Below are 25926 nucleotides of genomic sequence, written 5' to 3'. Positions count from 1 at the left end.
GGCGTCACACTGGAGGACATGACCGGCCCCCGGAGGTGGACCCCGTGACCGACCCCGCTGTGACCGACCCCGCGCACGCGCCCTCGCCCGACCCCGGACTCTTCGGGCCGGGTTCGGTGACCTGGCAGGTGCACTCCGACCCCATGATGTGGGTCGCGGGGATACGCGCCCTCTACCTTCAGGCCCTGCATCCCCGAGCGGTGCGCGGCGTCATGCAGAACAGCGACTTCCGCGCCGACGCCTGGGGGCGGCTGATGCGCACCGCCGGGTTCGTCGGGACCACCACCTACGGCACCACCGAGGCCGCCGAGCGCGCCGGCGCGCGGGTGCGCAAGATCCACGCGACGCTCACGGCCACCGACCCGGCGACGGGGGAGCGGTACCGGGTCGACGAGCCGGAGCTGCTGCTCTGGGTGCACTGCGCGGAGATCGACTCCTACCTCCACGTCGCACGCCGGTCGGGGCTGCGGATGCCGGACGCCCTCGCCGACCGGTATGTGCGCGAGCACCGCGAGAGCGCCCGGCTGGTGGGGCTCGATCCGGCCGATGTGCCGGGGTCCACGGCCGAGCTGCGGGCGTACTTCCGTGACGTGCGGGGCGAGTTGGCCGCCGGTCCAGGCGCCCGCGCCGTGGACGACTTCCTGCGGTGTCCGCCGACGCCGCCCCTGCTGGTCCCGGCGCGCTTCCTGCTGTGGCGGCAGGTGGCCCGCCTCGCGTACGCCTCGCTGCCCGCGTACGCGCACGAGCTGTACGGCAGGGCCGCCCCGCCGCCCGCCGTGGTGACGCGCCGCCTTGTCCTCACCGGCGCCGTCCTGCGCACCGTCCCCAGCCGTCTGCGCTGGCAACTTCCGCCCAAGCACATCCTGCGCGCCATGGCCAGGCTCGGCCCCGGCAGCCGCCCTGCCCCGTACAAACTTCACAGACCAGAAGCCATACTGGACGGGCCGGGGAGGGCGCAGCGAGGCGACGGGGGCGACGGCGCGAGATGGCGGACACCAGGCTGATCCAGAGCCGCTACCGACTCCTGGATCTGATCGGGCGCGGCGGCATGGGCGAGGTGTGGCGGGCGCGCGACGAGTCGCTCGGCCGCCAGGTCGCCGTCAAGTGCCTCAAGCCGATGGGGCCGCAGCACGACCACGCCTTCACCCGCGTCCTGCGCGAGCGCTTCCGCCGCGAGGCCCGCGTCGCCGCCGCGCTCCAGCACCGCGGCGTGACCGTCGTCCACGACTTCGGCGAGTACGAGGGCGTGCTCTATCTGGTGATGGAGCTCCTCGAAGGGCGCAACCTCAGCCAGATCCTGGAGGACAACAAGCAGCACCCGCTGCCCGTCGCCGACGTCGTGGAGATCGCCGCCCAGGTCTCCGCCGCCCTCGCGTACACCCATGACCAGGGCATCGTGCACCGCGACCTGAAGCCCGCGAACATCATGCTGCTCACCGACGGCACGGTGAAGATCTGCGACTTCGGCATCGCGCGGCTCGGCGCCGACATCGGCTTCACCTCGCGCCTGACCGGCACGGGCATCGCGATGGGCACCCCGCACTACATGTCGCCCGAGCAGATCAGCGGCGACCCGGTCGACCAGCGCAGTGACCTGTACTCCCTGGGGTGCGTGCTGTACGAGATCGCCACCGGGGCCCCGCCCTTCGACTTGGAGGACGCCTGGGCCGTGCTCGTCGGGCACCGCGACACGGCGCCCGCGCCGCCCCGCCGCCACCGCGGCGAACTGCCCGCGTTCCTCGACGACCTCGTCCTCGACCTCCTCGCCAAGGACGCGGCCGACCGGCCGCAGGACGCCCGCGACCTGAGCCGCCGCATCGCCGAAGGCCGCGCCACCCCCGCGTACGTCCCGACCGTCGTCACGCCCCACCCGCGCAACCACCACCCGCACGGCGCCGCGACCGTCCGCGAGGAGCGGCTGCCCTCCTGGACGCGGGGCATGACCACCGGGGTCAAGGCGGGCGGCGGCTCCGGGCCGCGACCCACCCCGCCCGACACGGCGGCGGGCCTGACCGGCGAGTGGATACCGCGGCCCGACGCCCGCCGCGCCGCCGCGCCCCGCGAACCCGAGCGGCCCGCGCCGCCGCCGGAACTGCTCGCCACACTGGCGGGACGCCACAACGCGGGCCTCAGCCTGGGCCGGCTCGGGCGGTGGGCGGAGGCGGGCGAGGTGCACCGCGCGGTCGCCGCCGAGCGTGAGCACGCCCTCGGCCCCGACCACCCCGACACGCTCGCCAGCCGGTACGAGATCGGCTTCACGCTCAGCCGCACCGGGCGGGCCGCCGACGCCCTGCGCGAGTACACCCGCGTGGCGCGGGGGCGGGAGCGCTCCCTCGGCGCCGAGCATCCGGACACGCTCGCCGCCCGCCAGGAGATGGCCTACGTGCTCGGGCAGCTCGGGCGGCACTTCGAGGCCCACCAGACGTACACCTCGGTGCTCGCGGTGCGGGAGCGGGTGGCGGGGCCCGACCACCCGGACACGCTGCGCTGCCGCCACAACCTCGCCTACAACCTCAGCCGCCTCGGCCGCCTGGAGGACTCCTACCGTCTGGCCGACGAGGTGGCACAGGCCCGCGCGCGCGTCCTGGGGGCCACGCACCCCGACACACTCGTCACGCGGTACGAGGTCGCGTACGCGCTCGGACAGCTGGGGCGCTGGCCCGAGGCGCTGCAGACCTACCGCGAGGTCGCCGACGCGCGGGTGCGGGCGCTCGGGCCCGACCACCCCGACACGCTCGCCGCCCGCTACGAGGTCGGCATCAGCCTCGGCAGACTCGGCCGCAGCGGTGAGGCGCTCGACCTGTACCGCGTCCTGGTCGAGGACCGGACGCGCGTCAACGGCCCCGCCGATCCCGAGACGCTCCGGGCCCGCCACGGCCTCGGCGTGAACCTCGGACGGCTCGGCCGCTGGGAGGAGGCCCTCGCCGAGGCGCGGGACGTGTGCGCGATCCGGGAGCGGGTCCTCGGCCCCGACCACCCGGACACGCTGGTCAGCCGGCGCGAGGTCGCGGTCGGCCTCGGCTGGCTGGGGCGCTGGCCCGACGCCCTCACCGAATACCGCGGGGTGGCCGCCGCCAGGGAGCGGGTCCTCGGCACGGGCCACCCCGACGCCCTGGCCAGCCGCAACGACGAGGCGCACTGCCTGGAACAGCTCGGCCGCGGCGCCGAGGCCGTGGAGCTCTACCGCAGGGTGGCGGCGCTGCGGCAGCGGAGCGCCGCGGGCGGGCTCCGAGACGTCCCCGGGTGACCCGATGCGGGACCGGTGTGCCGGGGCGCGGTCGCGCGGGGTCCTCGGCGGTGGTCCTTCGTGTTAGGAAGAGCCATGTCTGATCGCGATGTGTACGACGCCGTCATCGTCGGCGGTGGCCACAACGGTCTCGTCGCCGCCGCCTACCTCGCCCGCGCCGGACGCTCCGTGCTGCTCCTCGAAAGGCTCGGCGCCACCGGGGGCGCGGCCGTCTCCGGTCGGCCCTTCCCCGGGGTCGACGCACGGCTCTCGCGCTACTCGTACCTCGTCAGCCTCCTGCCGAAGAAGGTCGTGCGCGACCTCGACCTGGACTTCCGGGTGCGCACGCGCACCGTCTCGTCCTACACCCCCACCGAGCGCGGCGGCCGCCCCGCCGGGCTGCTCGTCGGCGGCGGCGAGGCCCGTACCCGGCGGGCCTTCACCCGGTTGACCGGTGACAGCGGGGAGTACGAGGCCTGGCGGGAGTTCCACGCGATGACCGGACGCCTCGCGGCCCGCGTCTTCCCCACGCTCACCGAACCGCTGCCGACCCGGGCGGAGCTGCGCACCCGCATCGACGACGCCACCGCCTGGCGCACGCTCTTCGAGGAACCCATCGGCACGGCGATCGAGCAGCGCTTCTCCGACGACCTGGTGCGCGGCGTCGTCCTCACCGACGCCCTGATCGGCACGTTCGCCGACGCGGGCGACCCCTCCCTGAAGCAGAACCGCTGCTTCCTCTACCACGTCATCGGCGGCGGGACCGGCGACTGGAACGTCCCCGTCGGCGGCATGGGCGCCCTCACCGACGCCCTCGCCGACTCCGCGCGCAACGCGGGGGCCACGCTGCGCACGGGCTGTGAGGCCACGCGGATCGCCACCGACGGGCGGCGCGCCGAGGTCACGTACCGCCAGGGCGACGAGGGCGAGCGCACGGCCGCCGCCCGGCACGTCCTGGTCAACGCCTCCCCGCAGGCCCTCGCCGGGCTCCTCGGCGACGAGCCGCCCGCGCCCGCCGAAGGCGCGCAGCTGAAGGTCAACATGCTGCTCAAGCGGCTGCCGAGGCTCCGCGACACCGCCGTCGACCCGGCCGAGGCCTTCGCGGGCACCTTCCACATCGCCGAGGGGTACGGGGAGCTGGCGACCGCCTACGCGCAGGCCGCCTCCGGCACGCCGCCCACCGCGCCGCCCTCCGAGATCTACTGCCACTCCCTCACCGACCCGACGATCCTCGCCCCCGACCTCGCCGAGCGCGGCTACCAGACCCTCACCCTGTTCGGCCTGCACACCCCCGCCCGGCTCTTCGCCGAGGACAACGACGCCGTACGGGCCGAGCTGCTGGAGTCGACGCTCGCCCAGCTCGACGCGCACCTGGCCGAGCCGATCGCCGACTGCCTCGCGCTCGACGCCGAGGGACGCCCCTGCGTCGAGGCCAAGACCCCGCTGGACCTGGAGCGCGACCTGCGGCTGCCCGGCGGCCACATCTTCCACGGAGACCTCGCCTTCCCCTACGCCCAGGAGGGCGCCGGGCGTTGGGGCGCGGAGACCCGGCACGCGAATGTGTTCCTCTGCGGGGCCGGCGCGGTGCGCGGTGGCGGCGTCAGCGGGGTGCCGGGGCACAACGCCGCGATGGCCGCGCTGGGGGAGTGACCGGCGAGGGACGAGGGTGAGCGGGCCCCGCTTGCGTCTCCCGTAGGGGGAGACGTGAGGGTGGAGCCATGAACGGCGACACCGAAACGCTTCCGGGGCCCGCCGCCCCCCTCTACTCCATCGGCGAACTCGCCCGCCGCACCGGGCTCACCGTCAAGACCATCCGGTTCTGGTCCGACTCCGGGATCGTCACGCCGACGGAGCGCACCCCGGCGGGCTACCGGCGTTACGGCGTCGACGCCGTGGCCCGCCTCGACCTCGTGCGGACCCTGCGCGAGATCGGGCTCGACCTGCCGACCATCCGCAAGGTCGTGGACCGGGAGGTCCCGCTGGCCGACGTGGCGGCGGCGCACGCCGAGGCCCTGGACGTGCAGATCCGCACGCTGCGCCTGCGCAGGGCCGTCCTGACCGCCGTGGCCAAACGCGGCGCCGACCCCGAGGAGCTGGCCCTCATGCACCGTCTCGCGAAGCTGTCCGAGGACGAACGCCGCCGCATGGTCGACGACTTCCTCGGCATGGTCTTCGAAGGCCTCCACAGCCACCCGGCGTTCGGCGCGGTCATCCGCTCCATGACCCCGGAGCTCCCGGACGACCCCACGGCGGAGCAGGTCGCGGCGTGGGTGGAGCTGGCCGAGCTGCTCCAGGACCCCGGCTTTCGCGCGAGCGTGCAGGGCATGGCGCGTGACCTCGCCGAGGACCGGTCACCCGACGACGCCATGGGCCTGCCCCGCGTCCTCGCCGAAGCCGTCCGCTCCCTGGCCGAACCGGCGCTGGCCGAGGGCATCGGCCCGCACACGCCCCGGGCCGCCCGCATCGCCGCGGCGCTCACGGCGCACTACGCCCGCATCACCGGCCACCCCGACGACGAAGCCCTCCGCGTCCGCCTCGCCGCCCGCTTCCGGACCATGAACGACCCCCGCAGGGACCGCTACCTCCGCCTCCTGGCGGTCCTGAACGACTGGCCACCCCCGACCGACCTGGCCCCCGCCCTCACCTGGACCGTCCAGGCACTGCACGCCCCGGACCACGGCCGCCGTGGGCGCGGCCAGAAGCCGGGCACCGCCCCCTGAACCGGATCTGACGCTGCATCAGTAAACCCCTTCCCCCTTGACGGGCCCTGCGGCATCCTGCGCCCATGCAGACGGAGTTGAGCAGGAGACTGGGAATCGAGCACGCCATCTTCGGGTTCACGCCGTTCCCCGCCGTGGCCGCCGCCATCAGCAGGGCGGGTGGGTTCGGGGTGCTCGGCGCGGTTCGCTACTCGGCGCCCGACGAACTGGCCAGGGACCTCGACTGGATGCAGGAGCACGTCGACGGCCGGCCGTACGGGCTCGACGTCGTCATGCCCGCCAAGAAGGTCGAGGGGGTCAGCGAGGCCGACGTGGAGGCCATGATCCCCGAAGGCCACCGGCAGTTCGTCAGGGACGTCCTCGCCAAGCACGGCGTCCCCGAGCCGGCCGAGGGCGAGGCGTCGGGGTGGCGGATCACGGGCTGGATGGAGCAGGTCGCCCGCAGCCAGCTCGACGTCGCCTTCGACTACCCGATCAAGCTCCTCGCCAACGCCCTCGGCTCACCCCCGGCCGATGTGATCCGGCGCGCCCACGACCGGGACGTCCTCGTCGCCGCCCTCGCGGGCAGCGCCCGGCACGCCCGCAAGCACGCCGAGGCGGGCATCGACATCGTGGTCGCGCAGGGGTACGAGGCGGGCGGCCACACCGGCGAGATCGCCTCCATGGTCCTCACCCCCGAGGCCGTCGACGCGGTCACGCCCCTGCCCGTCCTCGCCGCGGGCGGCATCGGCAGCGGGCGGCAGATCGCCGCCGCGCTCGCACTCGGCGCCCAGGGAGTCTGGCTCGGCTCCCTCTGGCTCACCACCACCGAGGCCGACCTGCACTCGCCCGCCCTCACCCGCAAGCTGCTCGCCGCGGGGTCCGGCGACACGGTCCGCTCCCGCGCCCTGACCGGCAAACCCGCCCGCCAGCTCCGCACGGAGTGGACCGAGGCGTGGGACGACCCGCAGGGCCCCGGCGCCCTGCCCATGCCGCTCCAGGGCCTGCTCGTCGCCGACGCCGTCTCACGCATCCAGAAGTACGAGGTGCAGGAGCTGCTCGGCACGCCCGTGGGGCAGATCGTCGGCCGGATGACCAGCGAACGGGCCGTCCAGGACGTCTTCGACGACCTGACCCGCGGCTTCGAACGGGCCGTGGACCGCGTCAACCGCATCGCGGGAAGGGGACGTCACGCATGAGCACACCGCCCTCCAACACACCCCCCAACGGCTTCTGGGCGCAGGCCGCCGCCGACCCCGGACGCCCCGTCCTCGTCACCCCCGGCGGCGAGCAGTGGACGGCGGGCCGTCTGCACGCCGCCGTCAACCAGCTGGTCCACGGCCTGCGGGCGGCGGGCCTGCAGCGCGGCGACGCCTTCGCCGTGGTCCTGCCCAACGGAGTCGAGTTCCTCACCGCCTACCTCGCCGCCTCCCAGGCCGGGTTCTACCTCGTCCCCGTCAACCACCACCTGGTCGGCCCGGAGATCGCCTGGATCGTCACCGACTCCGGCGCCAAGGCACTCATCGCGCACGAGCGGTTCGCCGGCGCGGCTGCGGCGGCGGCCGACGAGGCCGCGCTCCCCGCGACCCACCGCTACGCCGTCGGCGACGTCCCCGGCTTCCGCCCCTACGCGCGACTCCTCGAAGGGCAGCCCGACTCGGCGCCCGCGGACCGCACCCTCGGCTGGGTCATGAACTACACCTCGGGCACCACGGGCCGCCCCCGCGGCATCCGCCGCCCGCTGCCCGGCAAGGCCCCCGAGGAGTCCTACCTCGGCGGCTTCCTCGGCATCTTCGGCATCAGGCCCTTCGACGGCAACGTCCACCTGGTCTGCTCGCCGCTCTACCACACCGCCGTGCTCCAGTTCGCGGGCGCGGCCCTGCACATCGGCCACCCGCTGGTCCTGATGGACCGGTGGACGCCCGAGGAGATGCTGCGCCTCATCGACGCGCACCGCTGCACGCACACCCATATGGTGCCGACCCAGTTCCACCGCCTGCTCGCCCTGCCGGACGCGACGAAGGCGGCGTACGACGTGTCCTCGATGCGGCACGCCATCCACGGCGCCGCGCCCTGCCCCGACCACGTGAAGCGGGCGATGATCGAGTGGTGGGGCGAGTGCGTCGAGGAGTACTACGCGGCCAGCGAGGGCGGCGGCGCCTTCGCCACCGCCCAGGAGTGGCTGAAGAGACCGGGGACGGTCGGCAGGGCCTGGCCCATCAGCGAGCTGGCCGTCTTCGACGACGAGGGGAACCGCCTCCCGCCCGGTGAACTGGGCACCGTCTACATGAAGATGTCCACCGGCGGATTCTCCTACCACAAGGACGAGGCGAAGACGGCGAAGAACCGCATCGGTGACTTCTTCACCGTCGGCGACCTCGGCCTCCTCGACGAGGACGGCTATCTCTTCCTGCGCGACCGCAAGATCGACATGATCATCTCGGGCGGTGTGAACATCTACCCCGCCGAGATCGAGTCGGCGCTGCTCACCCACCCCGCCGTCGCCGACGCCGCCGCCTTCGGCATCCCGCACGACGACTGGGGCGAGGAGGTCAAGGCCGTCGTCGAGGTCGCCGAGGGCAGGGAGGCGGGCGACGCGCTCGCCGCCGACATCCTCGCCCACTGCGAACGGCGTCTGGCCGGCTACAAGCGGCCCAAGAGCGTCGACTTCATCGCGGCCATGCCTCGCGACCCCAACGGCAAGCTGTACAAGCGGCGGCTGCGCGAGCCGTACTGGGAGGGCCGCCGGCGCACGATGTGAGGAGGCGGGGGCGGACCGCAGCCCGGGCCCGCCCCTCATGCTCAGCGGCGCTCGCGCACCTTCACCACCTTCAGCGCGGGATCGCCGAGGATGTCCTTCTCGCAGAAGCGGGACGTCACCCAGCGCTCCTTCGCGTACAGCCGCGTCTGGTCGCTGTGGTGCGGGGAGTCCGGGTTCGACGACTGGGAGTACGTCAGGAGCGTACGGGCCTTCGGGCAGCGCCCGTCGTCCCAGCCGACCGCCTGGACGTGGCTCGAACCGTGCGCGACCTCGGTGTAGCCGCGCCCGGCTTCCCAGACGGCCTCGATCTTGTTCCAGACGCCGAGCGACTCCGTGCCGCCGTGGACCGGGATGCGGTGCTTGCCGCGTACGACGTACTGGTGCTCGCCCAGCGGCGCGTCCAGGGCGATGCCCGCGGTGTCCAACTCGCGCACGGTGTCCGCGAGCGCGGTGGCGAAGCCGGGCGCCGAGGTGTTCAGGGTGTGCGGGGTGCGCACCGGGTCGGCCGCCGAGAACGGCGCCTTCCACAGCCGGTCGCCCGGCACGGCCGCCGTCAGCTTGCGCCAGAAGCGGTCGAAGAGCAGGGCGCCACGGCTGCCGGTGTCCATCCGGTGGTCCCAGCGCCCGAGGACCCGGCAGGCCTCGCCCACGTCGACGCGGCTGCCGTCACTGCCGGTCGCCGTCCCGCCCGGCAGCGCCGCACACGCCTTCGCCGCGTCGCCGGCGGCGAGATCGGCCGCGGGCACACGGTTGGCGAACTGCTGGCGCTGGAGGTCCCGCACCGTCAGATCGCCCTTCTCCGCCAGCGCCGCCACGTCCTCGATGCCGCCACGGGTGCGCATCGACCGCTGGGTGCCGATGGTGCCGAAGATCCGTTCGTAGCCGGTGATAGGCCGGTCGGCGTTGGTCAGCCAGGCGCTGTCGTTGGAGTTCACCGCGTACGGGGCGTCCTTGAGGGTCGGCGCTTTCGCGGGGCCGAAGACGCCCGGCTGCACGGCGTCCTTGTCGGAGCCGAGCGCGCAGTCGCCCCGCGAGCCGTCGAGCACCGCGACGCCCGCGGCCGGGTACGTCACCTTGCCGAGGGCCGTGCCGCACCGCCGCGCCAGGTCGTCGGTGATCCGGGGGAGCACCTGGGACTGGCTGAGCAGCGAGTGGCCCCGCCGGTCGGCGGCGACGGTGTTCACCCACGGCAGCCCCTGCGTCTCGCGCAGGGACTTCAGGATGCCCGCGGTGGAACGGGCCTCGGCGAACCCGAGGCCGGTGTCGGCGCCGCGCAGGTTGACCGCGTTCGGGTCGTTGAGCGCGTACGCGGTGGTCGAGGTCCAGGGCAGCGGGAGCTGGGCGCCGAGCCCGGTGACCACCGGGCCGTAGCGGGTCCACCACTGGGTGCGGGTGACCGGGGCGCCGCCCTTGACGGCGACCGTGACCGTCCGCTTCATCATTGTGTGCCGCTCGCCGTCCACGAGGTAGACGGTCGGGTCGGCCGGGTCCAGCGTGAGCTGGTGCACGTTGAAGGGGACGCCGGTGGCGACGGTGTGGCTCCACGCCACGTCGGCGTTGAAGCCGATGTTGACCTGGCTGGTGCCGAGCAGTGAACCGCCGGAGACGTTGAACTCGCCGGGGATGGTCTGCTGCGACTGCCAGAAGCGGCGCCCGCCCTGCCAGGGGTAGTGCGGGTTGCCGAGCAGCAGCCCCTTCCCGTCGGCGGTGGTGCGGCCGCTGAAGGCGACGGCGTTGGAGCCCATGTCGGCGCCCTGCGGATCGAGCAGCTCGCGGGCGGCGTCCGCGGCCCGCCGCGGATCGGGCGCCGCCGGGTCGGGCGCGCCGGCGGCCGGCGGCCGGGCGCCCGTGATCCCGTCCACGGCCCGGCCCTGGCCGCCGAGCACCTGGACGGCGAAGCCGTGCCGCGCCACGTCCAGGGTGGTGATCGGCTTGACCCAGGACGCCTTCGCGCAGGCGGGGTCGGTGACGCGGTTCTGCTTCAGCCAGGCGTTGTAGCCCGCGGCGAAGCCGCGCATCAGGTCCTTGGCGTCGCGGCTCGCCCCCGCGGGCGCGGGCAGCTTCAGGAGCTTCTCGACCGTGCCGCTCTCGCGCACGCCGCGGAAGAACAGGTCGCTGCTCAGGTTGGTGGACGCCGAGGACAGCGCGGAGCCGGGCGCGGCCCCGGGCCCGAAGTGGCGCGAGCGCTCGCCGCGCACGGTCACATAGCCGTCGGCGAGCGTGCACACCTGGTCGGCGGCCTGCGCCCAGCCGGTGCCGAAGCCGAGATCGGCGTGGTCATCGGCGACGATGTGCGGTATGCCGTACTGCGTGTAGCGGATGGTGGCGTGCAGCCCGCCGTCCGAGGGGCGCGCGTCGCGGGTCGCGGCCCCCGCACCGGCCGGCAGCAGGGCCACGGCGGTCAGCAGGGTGACCCCGACGGCGGACAGACGTCTCGTACGGGTGCGTGGGGGGCGTACGCCGCCCGTGGTGCGCGTGGTGCTCATGGTGCCTCCCAACATCGTTGAGGGAAGGAGCGGTTGAGCGTACCAAGCGGTATGTCATCTGTGCCCTCCCTTGACCGGGGCGGCGCGCGCCGCCCAGGATCGCGCCATGACGGGTGCACGCGACAACACGGTCGACGGAGTCCTCAGCCGCAGCGCGCGCCGCGCGCCACAGAGCCCGGCGCTCCACTACGGCGAGCGGTCCTGGACGTACGGGGAACTCGACGCGGCCGTGTCGCGCGCGGCCCACGTGCTGCGCGAGCTCGGCCTCGCCGACGGCGACCGGGTCGGCGCGTACGCCCACAACTCCGACGCCTATCTGATCGGCTTCCTCGCCTGCGCGCGGGCGGGCCTGATCCATGTGCCGGTCAACCAGAACCTGACCGGCGACGACCTCGCGTACATCGTGGAGCAGTCGGGCAGCTCGCTCGTCCTCGTCGATCCGGACCTGGCGGAGCGGCTCCCGGCCGGGACGCGGACGCTGGCCCTGCGCGACACGGACGACTCCCTGCTCGCACGGCTCCCCGCGTCACCCGCGTACGTGGGGGAGGGGCCCCGCGGCGACGACCTGGCGCAGCTCCTCTACACCTCGGGCACGACGGCCCTGCCGAAGGGCGCCATGCTCACGCACGGGGCACTGGTCCACGAGTACGCCAGCGCCATCGCGGCCCTCGACCTGAAGCCCGGCGACAAGCCCGTCCACTCCCTCCCGCTCTACCACTCGGCGCAGATGCACGTGTTCCTCCTGCCCTACCTCGCGGTCGGCGCCGAGAACACCGTCCTGGACGGTCCCGACCCCGAGCGCGTCTTCGACCTCGTCGAGGCGGGCCGCGCCGACAGCCTCTTCGCGCCGCCCACGGTGTGGATCGGCCTCTCCCGCCACCCCGGCTTCACCACCCGCGACCTCGGCGCCCTGCGCAAGGCCTACTACGGCGCGTCGATCATGCCGGTGCCGGTCCTTCAGCGGCTGCGGTCCAGGCTTCCCGGGCTCGCCTTCTACAACTGCTTCGGGCAGAGCGAGATCGGCCCGCTCGCCACCGTCCTCGGCCCCGACGAGCACGAGGGGCGCATGGACTCCTGCGGGCGGCCCGTCCTGTTCGTCGAGGCGCGCGTCGTCGACGAGGAGGGCCGGGAGGCGCCGGACGGCACACCGGGCGAGGTCGTCTACCGCTCACCGCAACTGTGCGAGGGCTACTGGGAGAAGCCCGAGGAGACCGCGGAGGCCTTCCGCGACGGCTGGTTCCACTCCGGCGACCTCGCCGTACGCGACGCCGACGGCTATTTCACCGTCGTCGACCGCGTCAAGGACGTCATCAACTCCGGGGGCGTCCTCGTCGCCTCGCGCCAGGTCGAGGACGCGCTGTACGAGCACGAGGGCGTCGCGGAGGCGGCGGTGATCGGGCTGCCGGACGAGCGCTGGATCGAGGCGGTCACGGCGGTCGTCGTGCGCAAGGACTCCGCCGGCGAGGGCGAGGAGCCCACGGAGGCGGAGCTCATCGCCCACGCGCGCGACAGGCTCGCCCCCTTCAAGGCGCCCAAGCGGATCCTCTTCGTGGATGAACTTCCGCGCAACGCCAGTGGAAAGATCCTCAAACGGGAGCTGCGGGACCGCTTCGCCGCCGACGACGGCTGACGAGGGGGCGGCGGTTCTCCGTCACGGGCGCGCTCGAATCAGCCATCTTGCGCCGGGCGCACGCCTGCCGGCGGGGCCTCGCCTTGACGGTCCGCGTTCTCTCACGGTCAGTCAATTGCCGGGCGGGAGCGGCGGTGGACTGCGGAAATCCAGTCGGCGCACCGCCGATCGGTTCAGTGGGCGGACAGATGTCGAGAGCCTCCACGCCGCTCCCACATCTTCTCCACTGGCCGGAACATGGGTTTCTCGCCAACGTTGCAACGGCGTGTTGTACTTGACAGAGCCTCATGATCGTTCGGTGTTACGATCTCGGGCACATGCCACGTGGGCTTTCTCCTCGGCATGGCTACAGCCAGGGGGCCCTCCGGGGTGGTGAAGACTGCCCACGCCGAGGGTCCGCATGGACAGATCCGAGAGCTGGACTCCAGCCGCTCAAAGAGAGTCACATGACAATTTTGCAGGATCCGACAGTCTGGGCGCTTGCTGCCGGCGTCCCTGTCGCCACCACGGTTGTCGTTCGCCAGCGAAAAACGATCAAGTCGTTGCGCCGTCAGAAGCAGGGCGTCGAGAACGACCTGACCGAAGCGCAGGGCAGCCACGCCGTCCTCCAGTCCACCGTCGAAGAGCTCCGCAGGGGCTATGACGAGGTGGTCCGGCAGGCCAAGGAGGAGGCGGAGAACGCGACCAACACCGTGCTGAAGTCCGCGATGCAGACCCTCCAGGGTCTCGCGGCCGAGCAGCAGCGGGCCATCTCCGGGCTGCAGAAGAAGTACGGCGATTCGGCCGTGCTGCGGGACCTGTTGGACGTCGACCACATGAACTCGCAGTTCAACCGACGTGCCCAGTCCATCGCCGTGCTGTGCGGCGGGTGGCTCGGCCGGCAGCGGGACGCGGCGTCCATCTACGACGTGATCCGCGGGGCCCAGGGCCGGATCCGGCACTACCAGCGCATCGACATCGCCTCGCGGGTGGACATCGCGGTGACCAGCCGCGCCGTCGAGCCGGTCGCGCTGACGGTGGCCGAACTGCTCGACAACGCCACCAGCTACTCGGCGCCGACCTCCATGGTGGACGTCGAAGTGCGCACGGTCCCCAAGGGCATCTGCATCGTGATCGACGATGCGGGCGTCGGGATGAGCGAGGAGGAGAAGACGGCCGCCACGGCGCTGCTGGCCGGCGGGTCCGCGGTGAGCGTCTCCGAACTCGGCAATCCTCCCGCGTTCGGTTTCGCGGTGATCGGCGCGCTGTGCGCGCGATTCGGATTCACGGTCACCATCGACAGCACTTCTCCCTACGGCGGCGTCCGAGCGGTGGTGATGGTGCCGAAGGAGCTGCTGACGGACATGCCGGAACCCGTGAGGCCGACCGCGATACGAGGAACCGACCCGGGTTCGCGGGGCAGCGGTTCGGCCCCCTCCACGACCGTGGAGGGGCTGCCCCGGCGACAGAACAAGCGCCGCGCCATGGCACTCGTGCCGGACAGCCAGCCCGACGAAGCCACCGCGCCGCCGGCCCGGTCGGCGGAGGCACGGGTGGCGGCCATGGACGCGTTTCAGCGCGGCACTCTCAGCGGCCGAAGTGCGGGGGTACCGGCCGCCGAACGCGACACTCCTGCCGATTCACACGAAGGATTCGATGCCCCGTGAGCGACGACCTGTCCTGGATGCTTGAGGACGCGCTGGCGATCCCCCATGCCCTCCACGCGGTCCTGATCTCCGCCGACGGCCTGCAGATGTCCCGCACGGCGGAGATCGGCCGGGACGACGCCGACAAGGTGGCCGCCGCCGTGAGCGGACTGCAGTCGCTCAGCCGGTCCGTCGGGTTCTTCTGTGGCGACGACGGCACGTCCTGGCGCCAGACGCTCATCGAGTTCGACGGCGGCTGGGTGTTCCTGAACGCCGCGGGAGGCGGCTCCTACCTCGCCGTGGCGGCGTCCGCCGAGGTCGACATGGGCGACATCACGTATCGGATGCAGCAGCTGGTCAGCCGACTGGGCAAGGCCATGTCGAGCGCCCGCCGCACCGACACGGTCACCTCATGACGGACCCGGACCGTACCGATCTGGAACCCGTGTCAGAGGCCGGCGCGTTAGTCCGTCCCTACGTCATCACCCGTGGGCGCGACCTGCCCGATGAGGGCACGTTCGCCCTCATCACCCTCGTCACGACGTCCACCGACGAGCAGCAGCGCCCCCAACGGCTCTCGCCCGAGGAGCAGCAGATCCTGGAGATGTGCTCCAGCGGCTATCTCTCGGTCGCCGAGATCGCCGCCCACACCCAGCAGCCTCTGGGCGTCGTCAAGGTGCTGCTCAGTTCCCTCGCCGAGGGGGGCTATCTGGTCACCCGTGCGCCGGTGCCCTCGGCTCGTCTCGCCAACAAGACCTTGCTTCAGGAGGTGCTCGATGGCCTCAAGGCTCTCTCTGTCTGAGGACGCCTACGTGCGCAGCGGCGCACAGCAGACGGCGGTGAAGATCCTGGTCGTCGGGCACTTCGCCGTCGGCAAGACCACGCTGATCGGCTCGCTCTCCGAGATCGCCCCGCTGTCCACCGAGGAGCAGATGACGAGCCTCTCGGAGAACGTCGACGACCTCAAGGGAGTACAGGGGAAGACCACGACCACCGTGGCCCTGGACTTCGGTCGCCTGACCCTCAGCGAGCGCATCGTGCTGTACCTCTTCGGATCACCGGGCCAGCAGCGGTTCGTCAACCTGTGGGACGACATGGCCCGCGGGGCGCTGGGCGCGCTGGTCCTGGTGGACCCCGAGCGGCTGGCCGACAGTTTCGAGGTCATGGACCTGGTCGAGAGCTACGGACTCGACTTCGCCGTGGCCATCAACCAGTTCGACGGCGGCACGGTGCACACCCCGGAGGCTGTCCGGGAGGCGCTCGACCTGCTGCCCGACACCCCGGTCGTCACCATCGACGCGCGCGACAAAGCGTCGTCCGTCAACGCCCTGATCACCATGGTCCGCTATCTGCAGAAGCGCGCCGCCCTGGAGCACGCATGACAACCCCTCCCGTACCTCCGCCCGGCTGCCCCGCACACGGCAGCGGGCAGCGCATACCCCTCGACACCCCGGAGTTCGCGGCCAACCCGCACGCGTACTACCGCTACATGCACCAGCTCGGCCCCACGGCGCCGGTCACGATCGCGCCCGGCGTGGAGGCGACCCTGGTGACCGACTACAGCGCGGCCCTGGAGCTGTTGCAGGACCCGACGACCTTCCGCAAGGACTCACGCCGCTGGCGTGCGCTGAACGAGGGCCTCATCCGCGCCGACAGCCCGGTCCTGCCGCTGCTGTCCTACCGGCCGAACTGCATGTTCACCGACGGCGCCGAGCACGTGCGGCTGCGGCAGGCCATCACCGAGAGCCTGGCCCGCGTCAGCAACAGCCGGCTGAGCCGCATCGTCAACCAGGCCGCCCAGTTCCTCATCAACCAGTTCAGCGCCCGCGGCAGCGCCGACCTGCTCAGGGACTACGCCCAGCAGCTCCCCCTGTACGTCTTCAACGAACTCTTCGGCTGCCCGGCGGAGATCGGCGACCGCGTCCTGTTCGGCATCTCCGGCATGTTCGACGGCGTCAACGCCGAGCAGGCCAGCCAGGTCCTGCTGGAGGCGGTCGGCGAGCTGGTGGCGCTCAAGCGCGCCCACCCCGGGGAGGACATCACGTCCTACCTGATGCAGCACCCGGCCCAGCTGACCGACGAGGAACTGGCGCACACGCTGGTGCTGCTCCTCGGCGCGGGCGGCGAGCCGGAGGGCAACCTCATCGGCAACGCCTTCTACACGATGCTGACCGTCGAGGAGTACGCGCGCAACGGGCAGTTCGACAAGGCCCTCGACGACACCCTGTGGCGCAACGCGCCCATGGCCAACTACGCGCCGCACTACCCGGTCGCCGACACGGACGTGGCCGGCGACAAGGTCCGCGCCGGTGAACTGCTCCTGGTGTCCTTCGGCGCGGCCAACACGGCGCTCGCGGACCAGGGGGCCGACACGCGCGGCCACCTCGCCTGGAGCGCGGGACCGCACGCCTGCCCGTCCAAGGAACCGGCCAGGCTCATCGCCCTGACCGGCCTCGAAGCTCTGTTCAACGCGCTGCCGGACGTGGAACTCGCCGTCCCCGCCAACAGCCTCGCCTGGCGGCCCGGCCCCTTCAACCGGGCCCTGGCCAGCCTGCCCGTCCGCTTCGGCGCGGTCACCCCGCGCCCCGCGCCCGCCCCTGAGCCGTCGGAGCGCCATCGCGACCAGGCGCACCCGCCCGTCGCCCCCGCGCCCGTGGCGCCGCAGGCCCCCGGCGCCGGCAAGCCGGGCCGCTGGAGCAGCTTCATGCGGTGGCTGACCGGTCAGTGACCGGCGCACCCCCTGTGACGCAGGCGACACAGGCAGTTGTTGTAGCCTGCATGGAAAGATCATTTATGGGGTAGGACAGCGCGGAGTGTCTGGAGTGACACGAGATGAAGGAGAGACAGTGGATCTCGCAACCTCCGCGCCCCGTTCTGCAGGCAACCGACCGGGCCAGCGGCGCACCACGTCCAGCAGGAAGAACCCGTGCGGGTGCGGCGACCCCGACAAGGCGCAGGGCCGAATAACCGCCGCTCACGGCGGATCGGCCCGTGTCTCCTCCCTCGTCGGCGGAGCACGCCGCCGTACCTGCGCACCACCGTGCGCACGCTTCCCGCGCCACGACGTGCGAGGAACGCGATGAGCTCCCTGCCCGAGGCCGCGACACCGGCGGCCGAACCCGGTGAGACGACACTCGGCGAGCACGTGCTCGGCCAACTGCGGCGGCTCGGCGCCACGGTGGGCCTGAGCGAGGCGGACACCGCGCTGTACGGGCAGGTCCTGCTCGACTCCCTCGCGGGCTCCGCCCGGCGGCCGCTGTCCTTGCCCCCGGCGTCGCCCAGCTTCCTCTCCGACGACCACACCCCCGTCGAGTTCTCCCTCGCCTCCACGGCAAACGCCGCCCCGGCCCTGCGGGTGCTCGTGGAGCCCGGATGGGCCCACGGCGACATGGGCGACAGCGGGCGCGCCGGACTTGAGGCCATCCGCGCGATGGCCGCCCGATGGGACTTCTCCACCGAGCAACTCGACGCCCTGGAGGACCTGTTCCTCCCCGCTGCGGCCGAGGGACCGCTCTCCCTGTGGTACGCGCTCGACCTGCGCGCGGGAGGAGTCCCCGGCGTCAAGGTCTATCTGAACCCCTCCGCCGCCGGGCCCGAGCACGCCGCACGCACCGTGCGAGAAGCCTTGCGTCGGCTCGGCTACGACAAGGCCTTCGCGCAGCTTCCGCCCGCGGCGGGCTATCCGTTCCTCGCACTGGACCTGGGCGACTGGAAGTCACCTCGCGTCAAGGTCTACGTGAAGCACGCGGGCATGTCGGCCGACGACGCCTGCGCGCTCAGCCACTCCTCCGGGGCATCGGCGGCGGACATCCGCTCCTTCTTCCACACGGCCGCCGGCTCCCTCGCGCCGTCCGGGCGGGAGGCAGACGGCACGCGGAGGCTCCTGCGGCGGTCCGCGCTCACCTGCCATTCCTTCACCGAGGGCGACAGCGAGCCCAGCGGCTTCACGCTCCACATCCCCGTCCGTGACTACGTGCGCGACGACGAGGAGGCCCTCGCCCGGGCGACCGCCCTGCTGACCCGGTTCGGCATGGACCCCACGGCCCTGAGCCGGAGCCTGGGCGCGCTCACGCGGCGACGGCTCAGCGACGGCGTCGGGCTCATCGCCTACCTCGCCCTCGTGTACGAGCGGAACCGGCAGCCCCGCATCACCGCCTATCTGTCCTCCGAGGCCTACCTGACCCGGCCGCCCCAGGAGCAGGACGCGCAAGCCGGCCTGCTGCCCGCGCAACGGACCAAGAACACTTCGAACCCCGGGCGCGAAGCCGCCGATCACGCCAGTCCGCACACCGCACAGAAGGAAGTCACGTGGAGCCGTACCGCATCAAAGTTGTAGAGCCGATCGCGTTCACCACCCGGGCGGAGCGCGAGGCCGCGCTGGAGCGGGTCGCCTACAACCCCTTCGATCTGCGTGCCGACGAGGTCACCATCGACCTGCTGAGCGACTCGGGGACCGGTGCGATCTCCGCGGACCAGCTCGCCGCGGGCATGCACGGCGACGAGTCCTACGCCGGCAGCCGCAGCTACTACCGGTGGCACGAGGTCGTCTCCGAACTCACCGGTTACCCCCACATCCTGCCGGCACACCAGGGCCGCGCCGCCGAGCGCATCCTGTTCTCCGCGCTGCTCGAACCGGGCACGAGCGTGCTGTCCAACACCCACTTCGACACCACCCGCGCCAACGTCGAACTGACCGGCTGCCAGGCCTACGACCTGCCCTGCGCCGAGGCGAAGGACCTCGACAGCGACTACCCGTTCAAGGGCAACATCGACCTGATCGCCCTGGAGCAGGCGCTGGAGAACGCGCACCAGGCGCCCGTGGCGGCCGTGCTGATGACCATCACCAACAACGGTGGCGGCGGTCAGCCGGTCAGCATGGAGAACCTGCGGCAGACCGCCGAACTGTGCCGACGGCACAACGTGCCCCTGATCCTGGATGCCGCGCGCTTCGCGGAGAACGCCTGGCTGGTGACCCAGCGCGAGCCTGGCTACGCCGGCCGCACGCCCCGCCAGGTCGCCGAGGAGGCCTTCCGCCTCGCGGACGGCTGCGTCATGAGCGCGAAGAAGGACGGCATCGTCCACATCGGCGGCTTCATCGGTCTGAAGGACCCCGAGCTCGCCGAGAAGTGCGCAGGCCTGCTCATCGCCACCGAGGGCTTCACCACCTACGGCGGGCTGGCGGGCCGCGACCTCGAGATGATGGCCCGCGGCCTCCTGGAAGTCACCGAACCGGCCTACCTCGCCGAACGCGCCGACATAGCCGCCTACCTCGCGGCGCGCATCCGCGAGGCCGGGGTGGACATCCTGGAGCCCTCGGGTCTGCACGCCCTCTACGTCAACGCCGGGCGGCTGCTGCCCCACATCCCCCCGCACCAGTACCCGGGCACCGCGCTCGTCTGTGAGCTCTACCGCCGCGGCGGCATCCGCTCGGCGGAGCTGGGCAGCCTGTACCTCGGGGAAGAGGACGAGCACGGCAACTCCATCAAGACCGCGCCTTTCGAGCTGGTGCGGCTGGCGCTTCCCCGACGGGTCTACACCCGGAGCCACTACGACCACGTCGCCGCCACCCTGGCGGACATAGCCAAGAACCCCGAGTCGGTGCGGGGCTACCGCATCGTGGGCCAGTCGCCGATCCTCCGCCACTTCAGCATCAAGCTGGAGCCCGTGCGGTCCGACGGCTGATCTCCGCTCGGCCCCGCGCCACCGCGGGGCCGGCGGCCCCGGTCCACATCTCCCGGGAGGCCGGCGCCATGGTCCGGCCGTCAGCCCTCGCCGCGCAGATCGACGATCCGCTTGAACTTCCCCACCGACCGTTCCAGCGTCTCCGGGTCGACGACCTCCACGCCCACCGAGACGCCGATGCCGTCCTTCACCGCGGCGGCGATCTCGCGGGCCGCCGCCGCGCGCCGCTCGGGGGTCGTGTCGGCGCGGGCCTCGGCGCGCACGGTCAGGGCGTCCATGCGGCCCTCGCGGGTCAGCCGGAGCTGGAAGTGCGGGGCCACGCCCGCCGTGCGCAGCACGATCTCCTCGATCTGCGTGGGGAAGAGGTTGACCCCCCGCAGGATCACCATGTCGTCGCAGCGCCCCGTCACCTTCTCCATCCGCCGGAAGACGCGTGCCGTGCCGGGGAGCAGCCGCGTCAGGTCACGCGTGCGGTAGCGGATGACGGGCATGGCCTCCTTGGTGAGGGAGGTGAAGACCAGCTCGCCGCGCTCGCCGTCCGGCAGCACCTCGCCCGTGACCGGGTCGACGACCTCGGGGTAGAAGTGGTCCTCCCAGATGTGCAGGCCGTCCTTGGTCTCCACGCACTCCTGCGCGACGCCGGGGCCGATCACCTCGGAGAGGCCGTATATGTCGACGGCGTCGATGGCGAAGCGCTCCTCGATCTCGCGCCGCATCTCCTCGGTCCACGGTTCCGCGCCGAAGACGCCGACCCGCAGGGAGGTCGTCCGGGGATCGACGCCCTGCCGCTCGAACTCCTCCAGGAGGGTGAGCATGTACGAGGGCGTCACCATGATGATCTCGGGCCGGAAGTCCTGGATCAGCCGCACCTGGCGCGCGGTCATGCCGCCGGACGCGGGAATGACCGTACAGCCGAGCCGCTCGGCTCCGTAGTGCGCGCCGAGACCGCCGGTGAACAGGCCGTAGCCGTACGCCACATGCACCTTGTCGCCCGGTCTGCCGCCCGCGGCGCGGATCGAGCGGGCCACGACGTCCGCCCACATGGACAGATCCCGCTCGGTGTACCCGACGACTGTCGGCAGCCCCGTCGTCCCGCTGGAGGCGTGCAGGCGCCGCACCTCCGACTGCTCGACGGCGAACATGCCGAAGGGGTAGTTGGCCCGCAGGTCGTCCTTGGTCGTGAAGGGGAAGCGCGCCAGGTCGGCCGGCGAACGGCAGTCGTCGGGGCGCAGCCCCGCCTTGTCGAACGCCGCCCGGTAGAACGGGACGTTCTCGTACGCGTGCAGCAAGGTGGCCTGGAGGCGTTCCAGCTGCAGGGCCCGGAGCTCCCGGGGGCCGAGCCGTTCCGCCGCGTCCAGCTGAAGCGCCCTGCGCGTCATGTGGTTCTCCCGTCCCGAACGGGCGACCGATCATTCGGTCGTCGATCTTCCGTCGAGGTCAGTAATCCAGCCCCGGCCCCGGGCGTCAAGGGATGGCGCGCCACGCCTTCGAGCTGCGAGGCGTCGCCCGGCCCGCCGGCCGGCAGGCGTTGCCCGGACCCGACGCGGGATGTGATGATCCCCCTCATGCCGACTTTCAGCGCGTACGACGGGACGGAGCTCGCCTACCACGAGAAGGGGGAGGGCGAGCCACTGCTCTGCCTGCCGGGCGGCCCCATGCGCGCCTCCGTCTACCTGGGCGACCTCGGCGGTCTCACCGCGCACCGCCGGCTGATCCTGCTCGACCTGCGCGGCACGGGTGACTCCGCGGAGCCGGAGGACCCGGCGACCTACCGCTGCGACCGGCTCGTCGACGACGTCGAGGCGCTGCGGGAACATCTGGGGCTCGACCGGGTCGACCTGCTCGGCCACTCGGCGGGCGGCGACCTGGCGACGCTGTACGCGGCCCGCTGCCCCAAGCGGATCCGCACACTCGTGCTCGTCACCCCGGCCACGCTGGCCGTCGGCGGCGCCATGACCGTCGAGGACCGCGCCGAGGCCGCAGCCCTGCGCAAGGACGAGCCCTGGTACCCGGCGGCCGCGACCGCGCTGCGGGAGATCGCCGAGAGCGGGGCGCCGAGCGCGGGCTGGGACGCCATCGCCCCGCTGACGTACGGGCGTTGGGACGCCGCGGCCCAGGAGCACCGGGCCCGCAGCGCCGACCAGAAGAACGCGCGGGCCGCCGAGGCCTACTACGGCGAGGCCGCCTTCGACCCCCCGGCCACCCGCACCGCCCTCGCGTCCCTCAAGGCGCCCGTCCTCGTCCTGGCGGGCGCCTACGACGGCGGCCCCACCCCGGCCCGCGCCGCCGAACTCGCCGAGCTGTTCCCCGCGGGCGTCCGCCAAGTGCAGCCGGGCGGCGGCCACTTCCCGTGGCTGGACGACCCGGAGTGGTTCGTGCGGCGGGTGGCGGGGTTCCTGGCGCAGGACTGACGCGTCGGGGCCGGCCGCCGCCCGGACATCCGCCCTTCGACCCCAGAGGAACCGTCATGCGCCCCGCTTCGTCCGCCGGCCGCCTCCTGGCCGCCGGAGTCCTCGCCGCCGCCCTGCTCACGGGGGCGGGCCCGGCCGCCGCGGCGTCCGCTGCCGCCGCCCGGCCCTCCGGAGCGCACGAACGCCTGCGCCCGCTCGCCGATCTCTCCGCCCAGCGGCTCGCCACGGCCGATCTCGTCGCCGCCGCCAAGTACGGCGCCGGCGGCCCGATCGACGATCCCGCCCGTGAGAAGGTCGTCCTGGACACGGCGGCCCGGCAGGCGCGGGAGGCAGGCGCCGACCCCGCGGCGACCGTACGGATCTTCCGGGACCAGATCGAGGCCGGCAAGCTCGTCCAGCGGGAGCTGTTCCGCCGCTGGGACGCCGACCCGGGGCAGGCCCCGGACGAGCGGCCCGACCTCGCCGAGGCGCGCGAGGAGATCAACCGGGTCAACGGTGAACTGGTGCGGGGCATCGCGGCCTCCGAGCGCGCCCGGACGTCACCGCGCTGCGGGGGCGCGCTGACCGTGGCGGCCGTACGGGTCCGCCACGGCGCGCGGCTCGACGCCCTGCACAGCGTGGGGCTCGGGCGCGCGCTGCGGTCAGTCTGCTCGGGCTGAGGGGCCGGGGGCGCCCGCCGCCACCGCCTTCGCCCACCGGTAGTCCGCCTTGCCGCTGGGGGAGCGCTGGATGCGGTCCGTGAAGACCACCGAGCGGGGGATCTTGTAGCCGGCCAGCAGGGCGCGGCAGTGGGTCTGCACGGCTGCCAGGTCCAAGCCGGCCGCCGACCGGCGGAGTTGGACGACCGCCGCGACCCTGTTGCCCCAGCGGTCGTCGGGGACCCCGGCGACCAGGGCGTCGTAGATGTCCGGGTGCGACTTCAGGGCCTGTTCGACCTCTTCGGGGTACACCTTCTCGCCGCCGGTGTTGATGCACTGCGAGCCGCGGCCGAGGACGGTGACGATGCCGTCGTCGCCGACCGTGGCCATGTCGCCCAGCAGCACCCACCGCTCCTCGCCCCTGCGGAAGAAGACCTCGGCGGTCTTCGCCGGGTCGTTGTAGTAGCCGAGCGGCACGTGGCCGCGCTGGGCGATGCGGCCGATCTCGCCGACCGGCACGGGGTCGTGCGTGGCCGGGTCCACCACCCGGGTGCGGTCGTTGACCTCCAGGCGGAAGCCCTTCTCCGGGCCCGAGTCGTCCGTGGCCCTGCCGTTGGAGCCGGACTCGGACGAGCCGAAGTTGTTCAGGAGCAGCGCGTTCGGCACCAGCAGCTGGAACTGGGCGCGCACCGTCTCCGACATGATCGCCCCGGAGGAGGAGACGCTGAACAGGGAGGAGAGGTCGGCGTTCTTCAGGGGGCCGGTCAGCGCGTCGATGAGCGGCCTGAGCATCGCGTCGCCCACCAGCGACACGCTGGAGACCTTCTCCTTCTCGATGGTGCGGATCACCTCCTCGGGCACGTACCTGCGGTGCAGGGCCACCCGCTGGCCGTAGTTGAGCGCGATGAACGACGTCAGCGTGGAGGTGCCGTGCATCAGCGGGGGAGTGGGGAAGAAGGTGATGCCGGGGCCGCCCGCCGCGACGCGCTCGGCCAGTTCCTCCGGCCGCTTCACCGGCTCGCCCGCGGGGTCGCCGCCGAAGAGCCCGGCGAAGAACAGGTCCTCCTGGCGCCACATGACGCCCTTGGGCATGCCGGTGGTGCCGCCGGTGTAGATGATGAACAGGTCGTCCGCCGAACGCGGCCCGAAGCCGCGCTCCGGTGACCCCGACGCCTCCGCCGCGGTGAACGCCGTGGCGTCCAGGCCGGGCGCGCCCGCGGCCGGTGTGCCCACCCGTATCAGGTGCCGCAGCTTCTCCGTGCGCGGCAGCGCCGCCGCGACCCGCTCCGTGAACTCGGCGTCGAAAACGAGCGCCGCGAGGTCCGCGTCCCGGTAGAGGTAGACCAGTTCCTCCTCCACGTAGCGGTAGTTGACGTTGACCGGCACCAGGCGGGCCTTCAGGCAGGCGAGGACCGTCTGGAGGTACTCGACGCCGTTGTAGAGGTGCAGGCCCAGGTGTTCGCCGTGGCGCAGGCCGCTGCCGATGAGGTGGTGCGCGACGCGGTTGGCGGCCGCGTCCAGCTCGGCGTAGGTCAGGCGGCGTTCCGCGCCCGTGCCGGGGTGGTCGACGTAGACGATGGCCTCGCGGTCGGGGACCACGTCGACGACCGATTCGAACAGGTCGGCAAGGTTGTACTCCACCACGCTCCTCCTGACCCCGGCGTCCGCTTCCGTCGTCGCGCTCGGCCGTCATCAGAGCAGAGGCGCCGGTAAGGGGGAAGGGCCGCCGCGAGAAAAACTGACTGACTGTCAGAAAGGTATTGAACTGACAACCCGCCTCCTGCAACCTGTTCCAGGTCCGGAAGCGACAGGCCGGCCGCGCGGCGGGCCGTCGAGGGAGGGAGCACCGCACATGGGCGGGACGGAACACCTCTCCGTGCGGCGTGAGGGCGCCACACTGGTACTCACGCTGAACAGGCCCGAGGCGAAGAACGCCCTCTCGCTGCCGATGCTCGTCGGCCTGTACGACCGGTGGGTGGCGGCCGACGCGGACGACGAGATCCGCTCGATCGTGCTCACCGGGGCGGGCGGCGACTTCTGCGCGGGCATGGACCTCAAGGCCCTCGCGGGCAAGGGCATGGCCGGGGACCACTACAGGGACCGGCTGCGGGACGACCCCGACCTGCACTGGAAGGCGATGCTCAGACACCACAGGCCCCGCAAGCCCGTCATCGCCGCCGTCGAGGGGTACTGCGTGGCCGGCGGCACGGAGATCCTCCAGGGCGCCGACATCCGCGTGGCGGGGGAGTCGGCGACCTTCGGGCTCTTCGAGGTGCGCAGGGGTCTCTTCCCCATCGGTGGGTCGACCGTGCGGCTGCCCCGGCAGATACCGCGTACGCACGCCCTGGAGATGCTGCTCACCGGGCGGCCCTACCCGGCCGCCGAGGCCGCGGCCATCGGGCTCGTCGGGCACGTCGTGCCCGACGGGACCGCGCTGGACGAGGCCCTCGCCATCGCCGAGCAGATCAACGCGTGCGGGCCGCTGGCCGTGGAGGCGGTCAAGGCCTCCGTGTACGAGGCCGCGGAGCTCTCCGAGGCGGAGGGGCTGGCGGCCGAGCTCAAGCGGGGGTGGCCGATCTTCGACACCTCCGACGCGGCGGAGGGCTCCCGAGCCTTCGAGGAGAAGCGAACCCCTGTGTTTCGGCGGGCCTAGGCCCCGCGGGCCGGGGCGTCTCTCTTCGGCCGCGGGTCCGGCGCGGCTGGTCGCGCCCCCGCGGCCGAGCCGCACATGTCACAGCCCCGCGCCCCCGAAGGGGCCCGTCCAGAGA

At 72.7% G+C, this 25926-nt stretch carries 20 protein-coding genes; 17 read left to right on the top strand and 3 right to left on the bottom strand.

Features of this window, described 5'->3' with window-relative positions:
* The first annotated feature begins 44 nt into the window (after positions 1-44).
* The 6 genes from DCW30_RS08330 (at position 45) to DCW30_RS08305 (ending at position 8686) form a co-directional block, all read left to right on the top strand.
* Positions 45-1004 carry an oxygenase MpaB family protein gene (locus tag DCW30_RS08330; RefSeq protein WP_232627015.1) on the top strand — a complete coding sequence of 320 codons (960 nt, stop codon included), beginning with the start codon at positions 45-47 and terminating at the stop codon, positions 1002-1004.
* Positions 986-3247 (top strand): serine/threonine-protein kinase, encoded by a 2262-nt coding sequence (locus tag DCW30_RS08325; protein WP_076682781.1) that lies wholly within the window; start codon positions 986-988, stop codon positions 3245-3247. Before DCW30_RS08330 ends, DCW30_RS08325 begins: the two co-directional genes overlap by 19 nt.
* Before the next feature lie 75 nt (positions 3248-3322).
* Complete coding sequence (locus DCW30_RS08320) at positions 3323-4876, top strand: phytoene desaturase family protein (protein ID WP_076682780.1); 1554 nt, start codon at positions 3323-3325, stop codon at positions 4874-4876.
* A 68-nt stretch (positions 4877-4944) separates the two neighbouring features.
* The gene (locus DCW30_RS08315) at positions 4945-5946 is read left to right on the top strand and encodes a MerR family transcriptional regulator (protein WP_076682779.1); all 1002 of its coding nucleotides are present in this window, start codon (positions 4945-4947) and stop codon (positions 5944-5946) included.
* A gap of 65 nt (positions 5947-6011) precedes the next feature.
* A complete protein-coding gene (locus tag DCW30_RS08310; protein ID WP_076682777.1) occupies positions 6012-7124 on the top strand; it encodes an NAD(P)H-dependent flavin oxidoreductase in 1113 nt (370 codons plus the stop codon).
* Positions 7121-8686, top strand: a complete 1566-nt coding sequence (locus DCW30_RS08305; protein ID WP_076682775.1) for an acyl-CoA synthetase — start codon at positions 7121-7123, stop codon at positions 8684-8686. The genes DCW30_RS08310 and DCW30_RS08305 overlap by 4 nt, the downstream gene beginning before the upstream one ends.
* 41 nt (positions 8687-8727) lie before the next feature.
* On the opposite strand, the gene DCW30_RS08300 is transcribed toward DCW30_RS08305, so the two are convergent.
* A complete protein-coding gene (locus DCW30_RS08300) occupies positions 8728-11172 on the bottom strand; it encodes a penicillin acylase family protein (RefSeq protein WP_076682773.1) in 2445 nt (814 codons plus the stop codon).
* A gap of 106 nt (positions 11173-11278) precedes the next feature.
* Between DCW30_RS08300 and DCW30_RS08295 the strand changes: the two genes are divergently transcribed.
* From DCW30_RS08295 to DCW30_RS08260, 8 genes are all read left to right on the top strand, one after another.
* Entirely contained in the window at positions 11279-12802 is a 1524-nt protein-coding gene (locus DCW30_RS08295) for an acyl-CoA synthetase (RefSeq protein WP_076682771.1), read from the top strand.
* A 446-nt stretch (positions 12803-13248) separates the two neighbouring features.
* The gene (locus DCW30_RS08290) at positions 13249-14448 is read left to right on the top strand and encodes an ATP-binding protein (RefSeq protein ID WP_079249878.1); all 1200 of its coding nucleotides are present in this window, start codon (positions 13249-13251) and stop codon (positions 14446-14448) included.
* Entirely contained in the window at positions 14445-14843 is a 399-nt protein-coding gene (locus DCW30_RS08285; RefSeq protein WP_062772777.1) for a roadblock/LC7 domain-containing protein, read from the top strand. Before DCW30_RS08290 ends, DCW30_RS08285 begins: the two co-directional genes overlap by 4 nt.
* The gene (locus DCW30_RS08280; RefSeq protein ID WP_062772773.1) at positions 14840-15229 is read left to right on the top strand and encodes a DUF742 domain-containing protein; all 390 of its coding nucleotides are present in this window, start codon (positions 14840-14842) and stop codon (positions 15227-15229) included. The genes DCW30_RS08285 and DCW30_RS08280 overlap by 4 nt, the downstream gene beginning before the upstream one ends.
* Positions 15204-15809 carry a GTP-binding protein gene (locus tag DCW30_RS08275; protein ID WP_062772770.1) on the top strand — a complete coding sequence of 202 codons (606 nt, stop codon included), beginning with the start codon at positions 15204-15206 and terminating at the stop codon, positions 15807-15809. Before DCW30_RS08280 ends, DCW30_RS08275 begins: the two co-directional genes overlap by 26 nt.
* Entirely contained in the window at positions 15806-17155 is a 1350-nt protein-coding gene (locus DCW30_RS08270) for a cytochrome P450 (protein WP_076682769.1), read from the top strand. Before DCW30_RS08275 ends, DCW30_RS08270 begins: the two co-directional genes overlap by 4 nt.
* A 351-nt stretch (positions 17156-17506) precedes the next feature.
* Positions 17507-18763, top strand: coding sequence for a tryptophan dimethylallyltransferase family protein (locus DCW30_RS08265; protein WP_076682767.1), 1257 nt, complete (start codon positions 17507-17509; stop codon positions 18761-18763).
* Complete coding sequence (locus DCW30_RS08260) at positions 18736-20109, top strand: tryptophanase (protein WP_062772761.1); 1374 nt, start codon at positions 18736-18738, stop codon at positions 20107-20109. Before DCW30_RS08265 ends, DCW30_RS08260 begins: the two co-directional genes overlap by 28 nt.
* 80 nt (positions 20110-20189) lie before the next feature.
* Here DCW30_RS08260 and paaK read toward each other — a convergent pair whose 3' ends face one another.
* The gene (paaK, locus tag DCW30_RS08255) at positions 20190-21488 is read right to left on the bottom strand and encodes a phenylacetate--CoA ligase PaaK (RefSeq protein ID WP_076682765.1); all 1299 of its coding nucleotides are present in this window, start codon (positions 21486-21488) and stop codon (positions 20190-20192) included.
* 186 nt (positions 21489-21674) lie between these two features.
* Here paaK and DCW30_RS08250 point away from each other — a divergent pair, with 186 nt between their 5' ends.
* Positions 21675-22520 (top strand): alpha/beta fold hydrolase, encoded by an 846-nt coding sequence (locus tag DCW30_RS08250; protein ID WP_076688503.1) that lies wholly within the window; start codon positions 21675-21677, stop codon positions 22518-22520.
* A 56-nt stretch (positions 22521-22576) separates the two neighbouring features.
* Positions 22577-23179 (top strand): chorismate mutase, encoded by a 603-nt coding sequence (locus DCW30_RS08245; protein WP_076682763.1) that lies wholly within the window; start codon positions 22577-22579, stop codon positions 23177-23179.
* Here DCW30_RS08245 and DCW30_RS08240 read toward each other — a convergent pair.
* Complete coding sequence (locus tag DCW30_RS08240) at positions 23162-24799, bottom strand: acyl-CoA synthetase (protein ID WP_076682761.1); 1638 nt, start codon at positions 24797-24799, stop codon at positions 23162-23164. The genes DCW30_RS08245 and DCW30_RS08240 overlap by 18 nt on opposite strands.
* A 211-nt stretch (positions 24800-25010) precedes the next feature.
* On the opposite strand from DCW30_RS08240, the gene DCW30_RS08235 reads away from it, so the two are divergent.
* Positions 25011-25811, top strand: a complete 801-nt coding sequence (locus DCW30_RS08235) for a crotonase/enoyl-CoA hydratase family protein (protein WP_076682759.1) — start codon at positions 25011-25013, stop codon at positions 25809-25811.
* Positions 25812-25926: the final 115 nt, after the last annotated feature.

Origin of the sequence: Streptomyces alfalfae, from assembly GCF_004127445.1 — a bacterium.
GTDB classification, from domain to species: Bacteria; Actinomycetota; Actinomycetes; order Streptomycetales; family Streptomycetaceae; genus Streptomyces; species Streptomyces alfalfae.
The sequence above is the reverse complement of the archived record's forward strand: the minus strand, read 5'-3'. Positions and strand labels throughout refer to the sequence as shown.

What these genes read in the sequence shown, in the direction of transcription:
- DCW30_RS08325 (WP_076682781.1), top strand. Translation starts at nt 986, where the DNA reads ATGGCGGACACCAGGCTGATCCAGAGCCGCTACCGACTCCTGGATCTG.
- DCW30_RS08320 (WP_076682780.1), top strand. Translation starts at nt 3,323, where the DNA reads ATGTCTGATCGCGATGTGTACGACGCCGTCATCGTCGGCGGTGGCCAC.
- DCW30_RS08315 (WP_076682779.1), top strand. Translation starts at nt 4,945, where the DNA reads ATGAACGGCGACACCGAAACGCTTCCGGGGCCCGCCGCCCCCCTCTAC.
- DCW30_RS08310 (WP_076682777.1), top strand. Translation starts at nt 6,012, where the DNA reads ATGCAGACGGAGTTGAGCAGGAGACTGGGAATCGAGCACGCCATCTTC.
- DCW30_RS08305 (WP_076682775.1), top strand. Translation starts at nt 7,121, where the DNA reads ATGAGCACACCGCCCTCCAACACACCCCCCAACGGCTTCTGGGCGCAG.
- DCW30_RS08300 (WP_076682773.1), bottom strand. Translation starts at nt 11,172, where the DNA reads ATGAGCACCACGCGCACCACGGGCGGCGTACGCCCCCCACGCACCCGT.
- DCW30_RS08295 (WP_076682771.1), top strand. Translation starts at nt 11,279, where the DNA reads ATGACGGGTGCACGCGACAACACGGTCGACGGAGTCCTCAGCCGCAGC.
- DCW30_RS08290 (WP_079249878.1), top strand. Translation starts at nt 13,249, where the DNA reads ATGACAATTTTGCAGGATCCGACAGTCTGGGCGCTTGCTGCCGGCGTC.
- DCW30_RS08280 (WP_062772773.1), top strand. Translation starts at nt 14,840, where the DNA reads ATGACGGACCCGGACCGTACCGATCTGGAACCCGTGTCAGAGGCCGGC.
- DCW30_RS08275 (WP_062772770.1), top strand. Translation starts at nt 15,204, where the DNA reads ATGGCCTCAAGGCTCTCTCTGTCTGAGGACGCCTACGTGCGCAGCGGC.
- DCW30_RS08270 (WP_076682769.1), top strand. Translation starts at nt 15,806, where the DNA reads ATGACAACCCCTCCCGTACCTCCGCCCGGCTGCCCCGCACACGGCAGC.
- DCW30_RS08265 (WP_076682767.1), top strand. Translation starts at nt 17,507, where the DNA reads ATGAGCTCCCTGCCCGAGGCCGCGACACCGGCGGCCGAACCCGGTGAG.
- paaK (WP_076682765.1), bottom strand. Translation starts at nt 21,488, where the DNA reads ATGACGCGCAGGGCGCTTCAGCTGGACGCGGCGGAACGGCTCGGCCCC.
- DCW30_RS08250 (WP_076688503.1), top strand. Translation starts at nt 21,675, where the DNA reads ATGCCGACTTTCAGCGCGTACGACGGGACGGAGCTCGCCTACCACGAG.
- DCW30_RS08245 (WP_076682763.1), top strand. Translation starts at nt 22,577, where the DNA reads ATGCGCCCCGCTTCGTCCGCCGGCCGCCTCCTGGCCGCCGGAGTCCTC.
- DCW30_RS08235 (WP_076682759.1), top strand. Translation starts at nt 25,011, where the DNA reads ATGGGCGGGACGGAACACCTCTCCGTGCGGCGTGAGGGCGCCACACTG.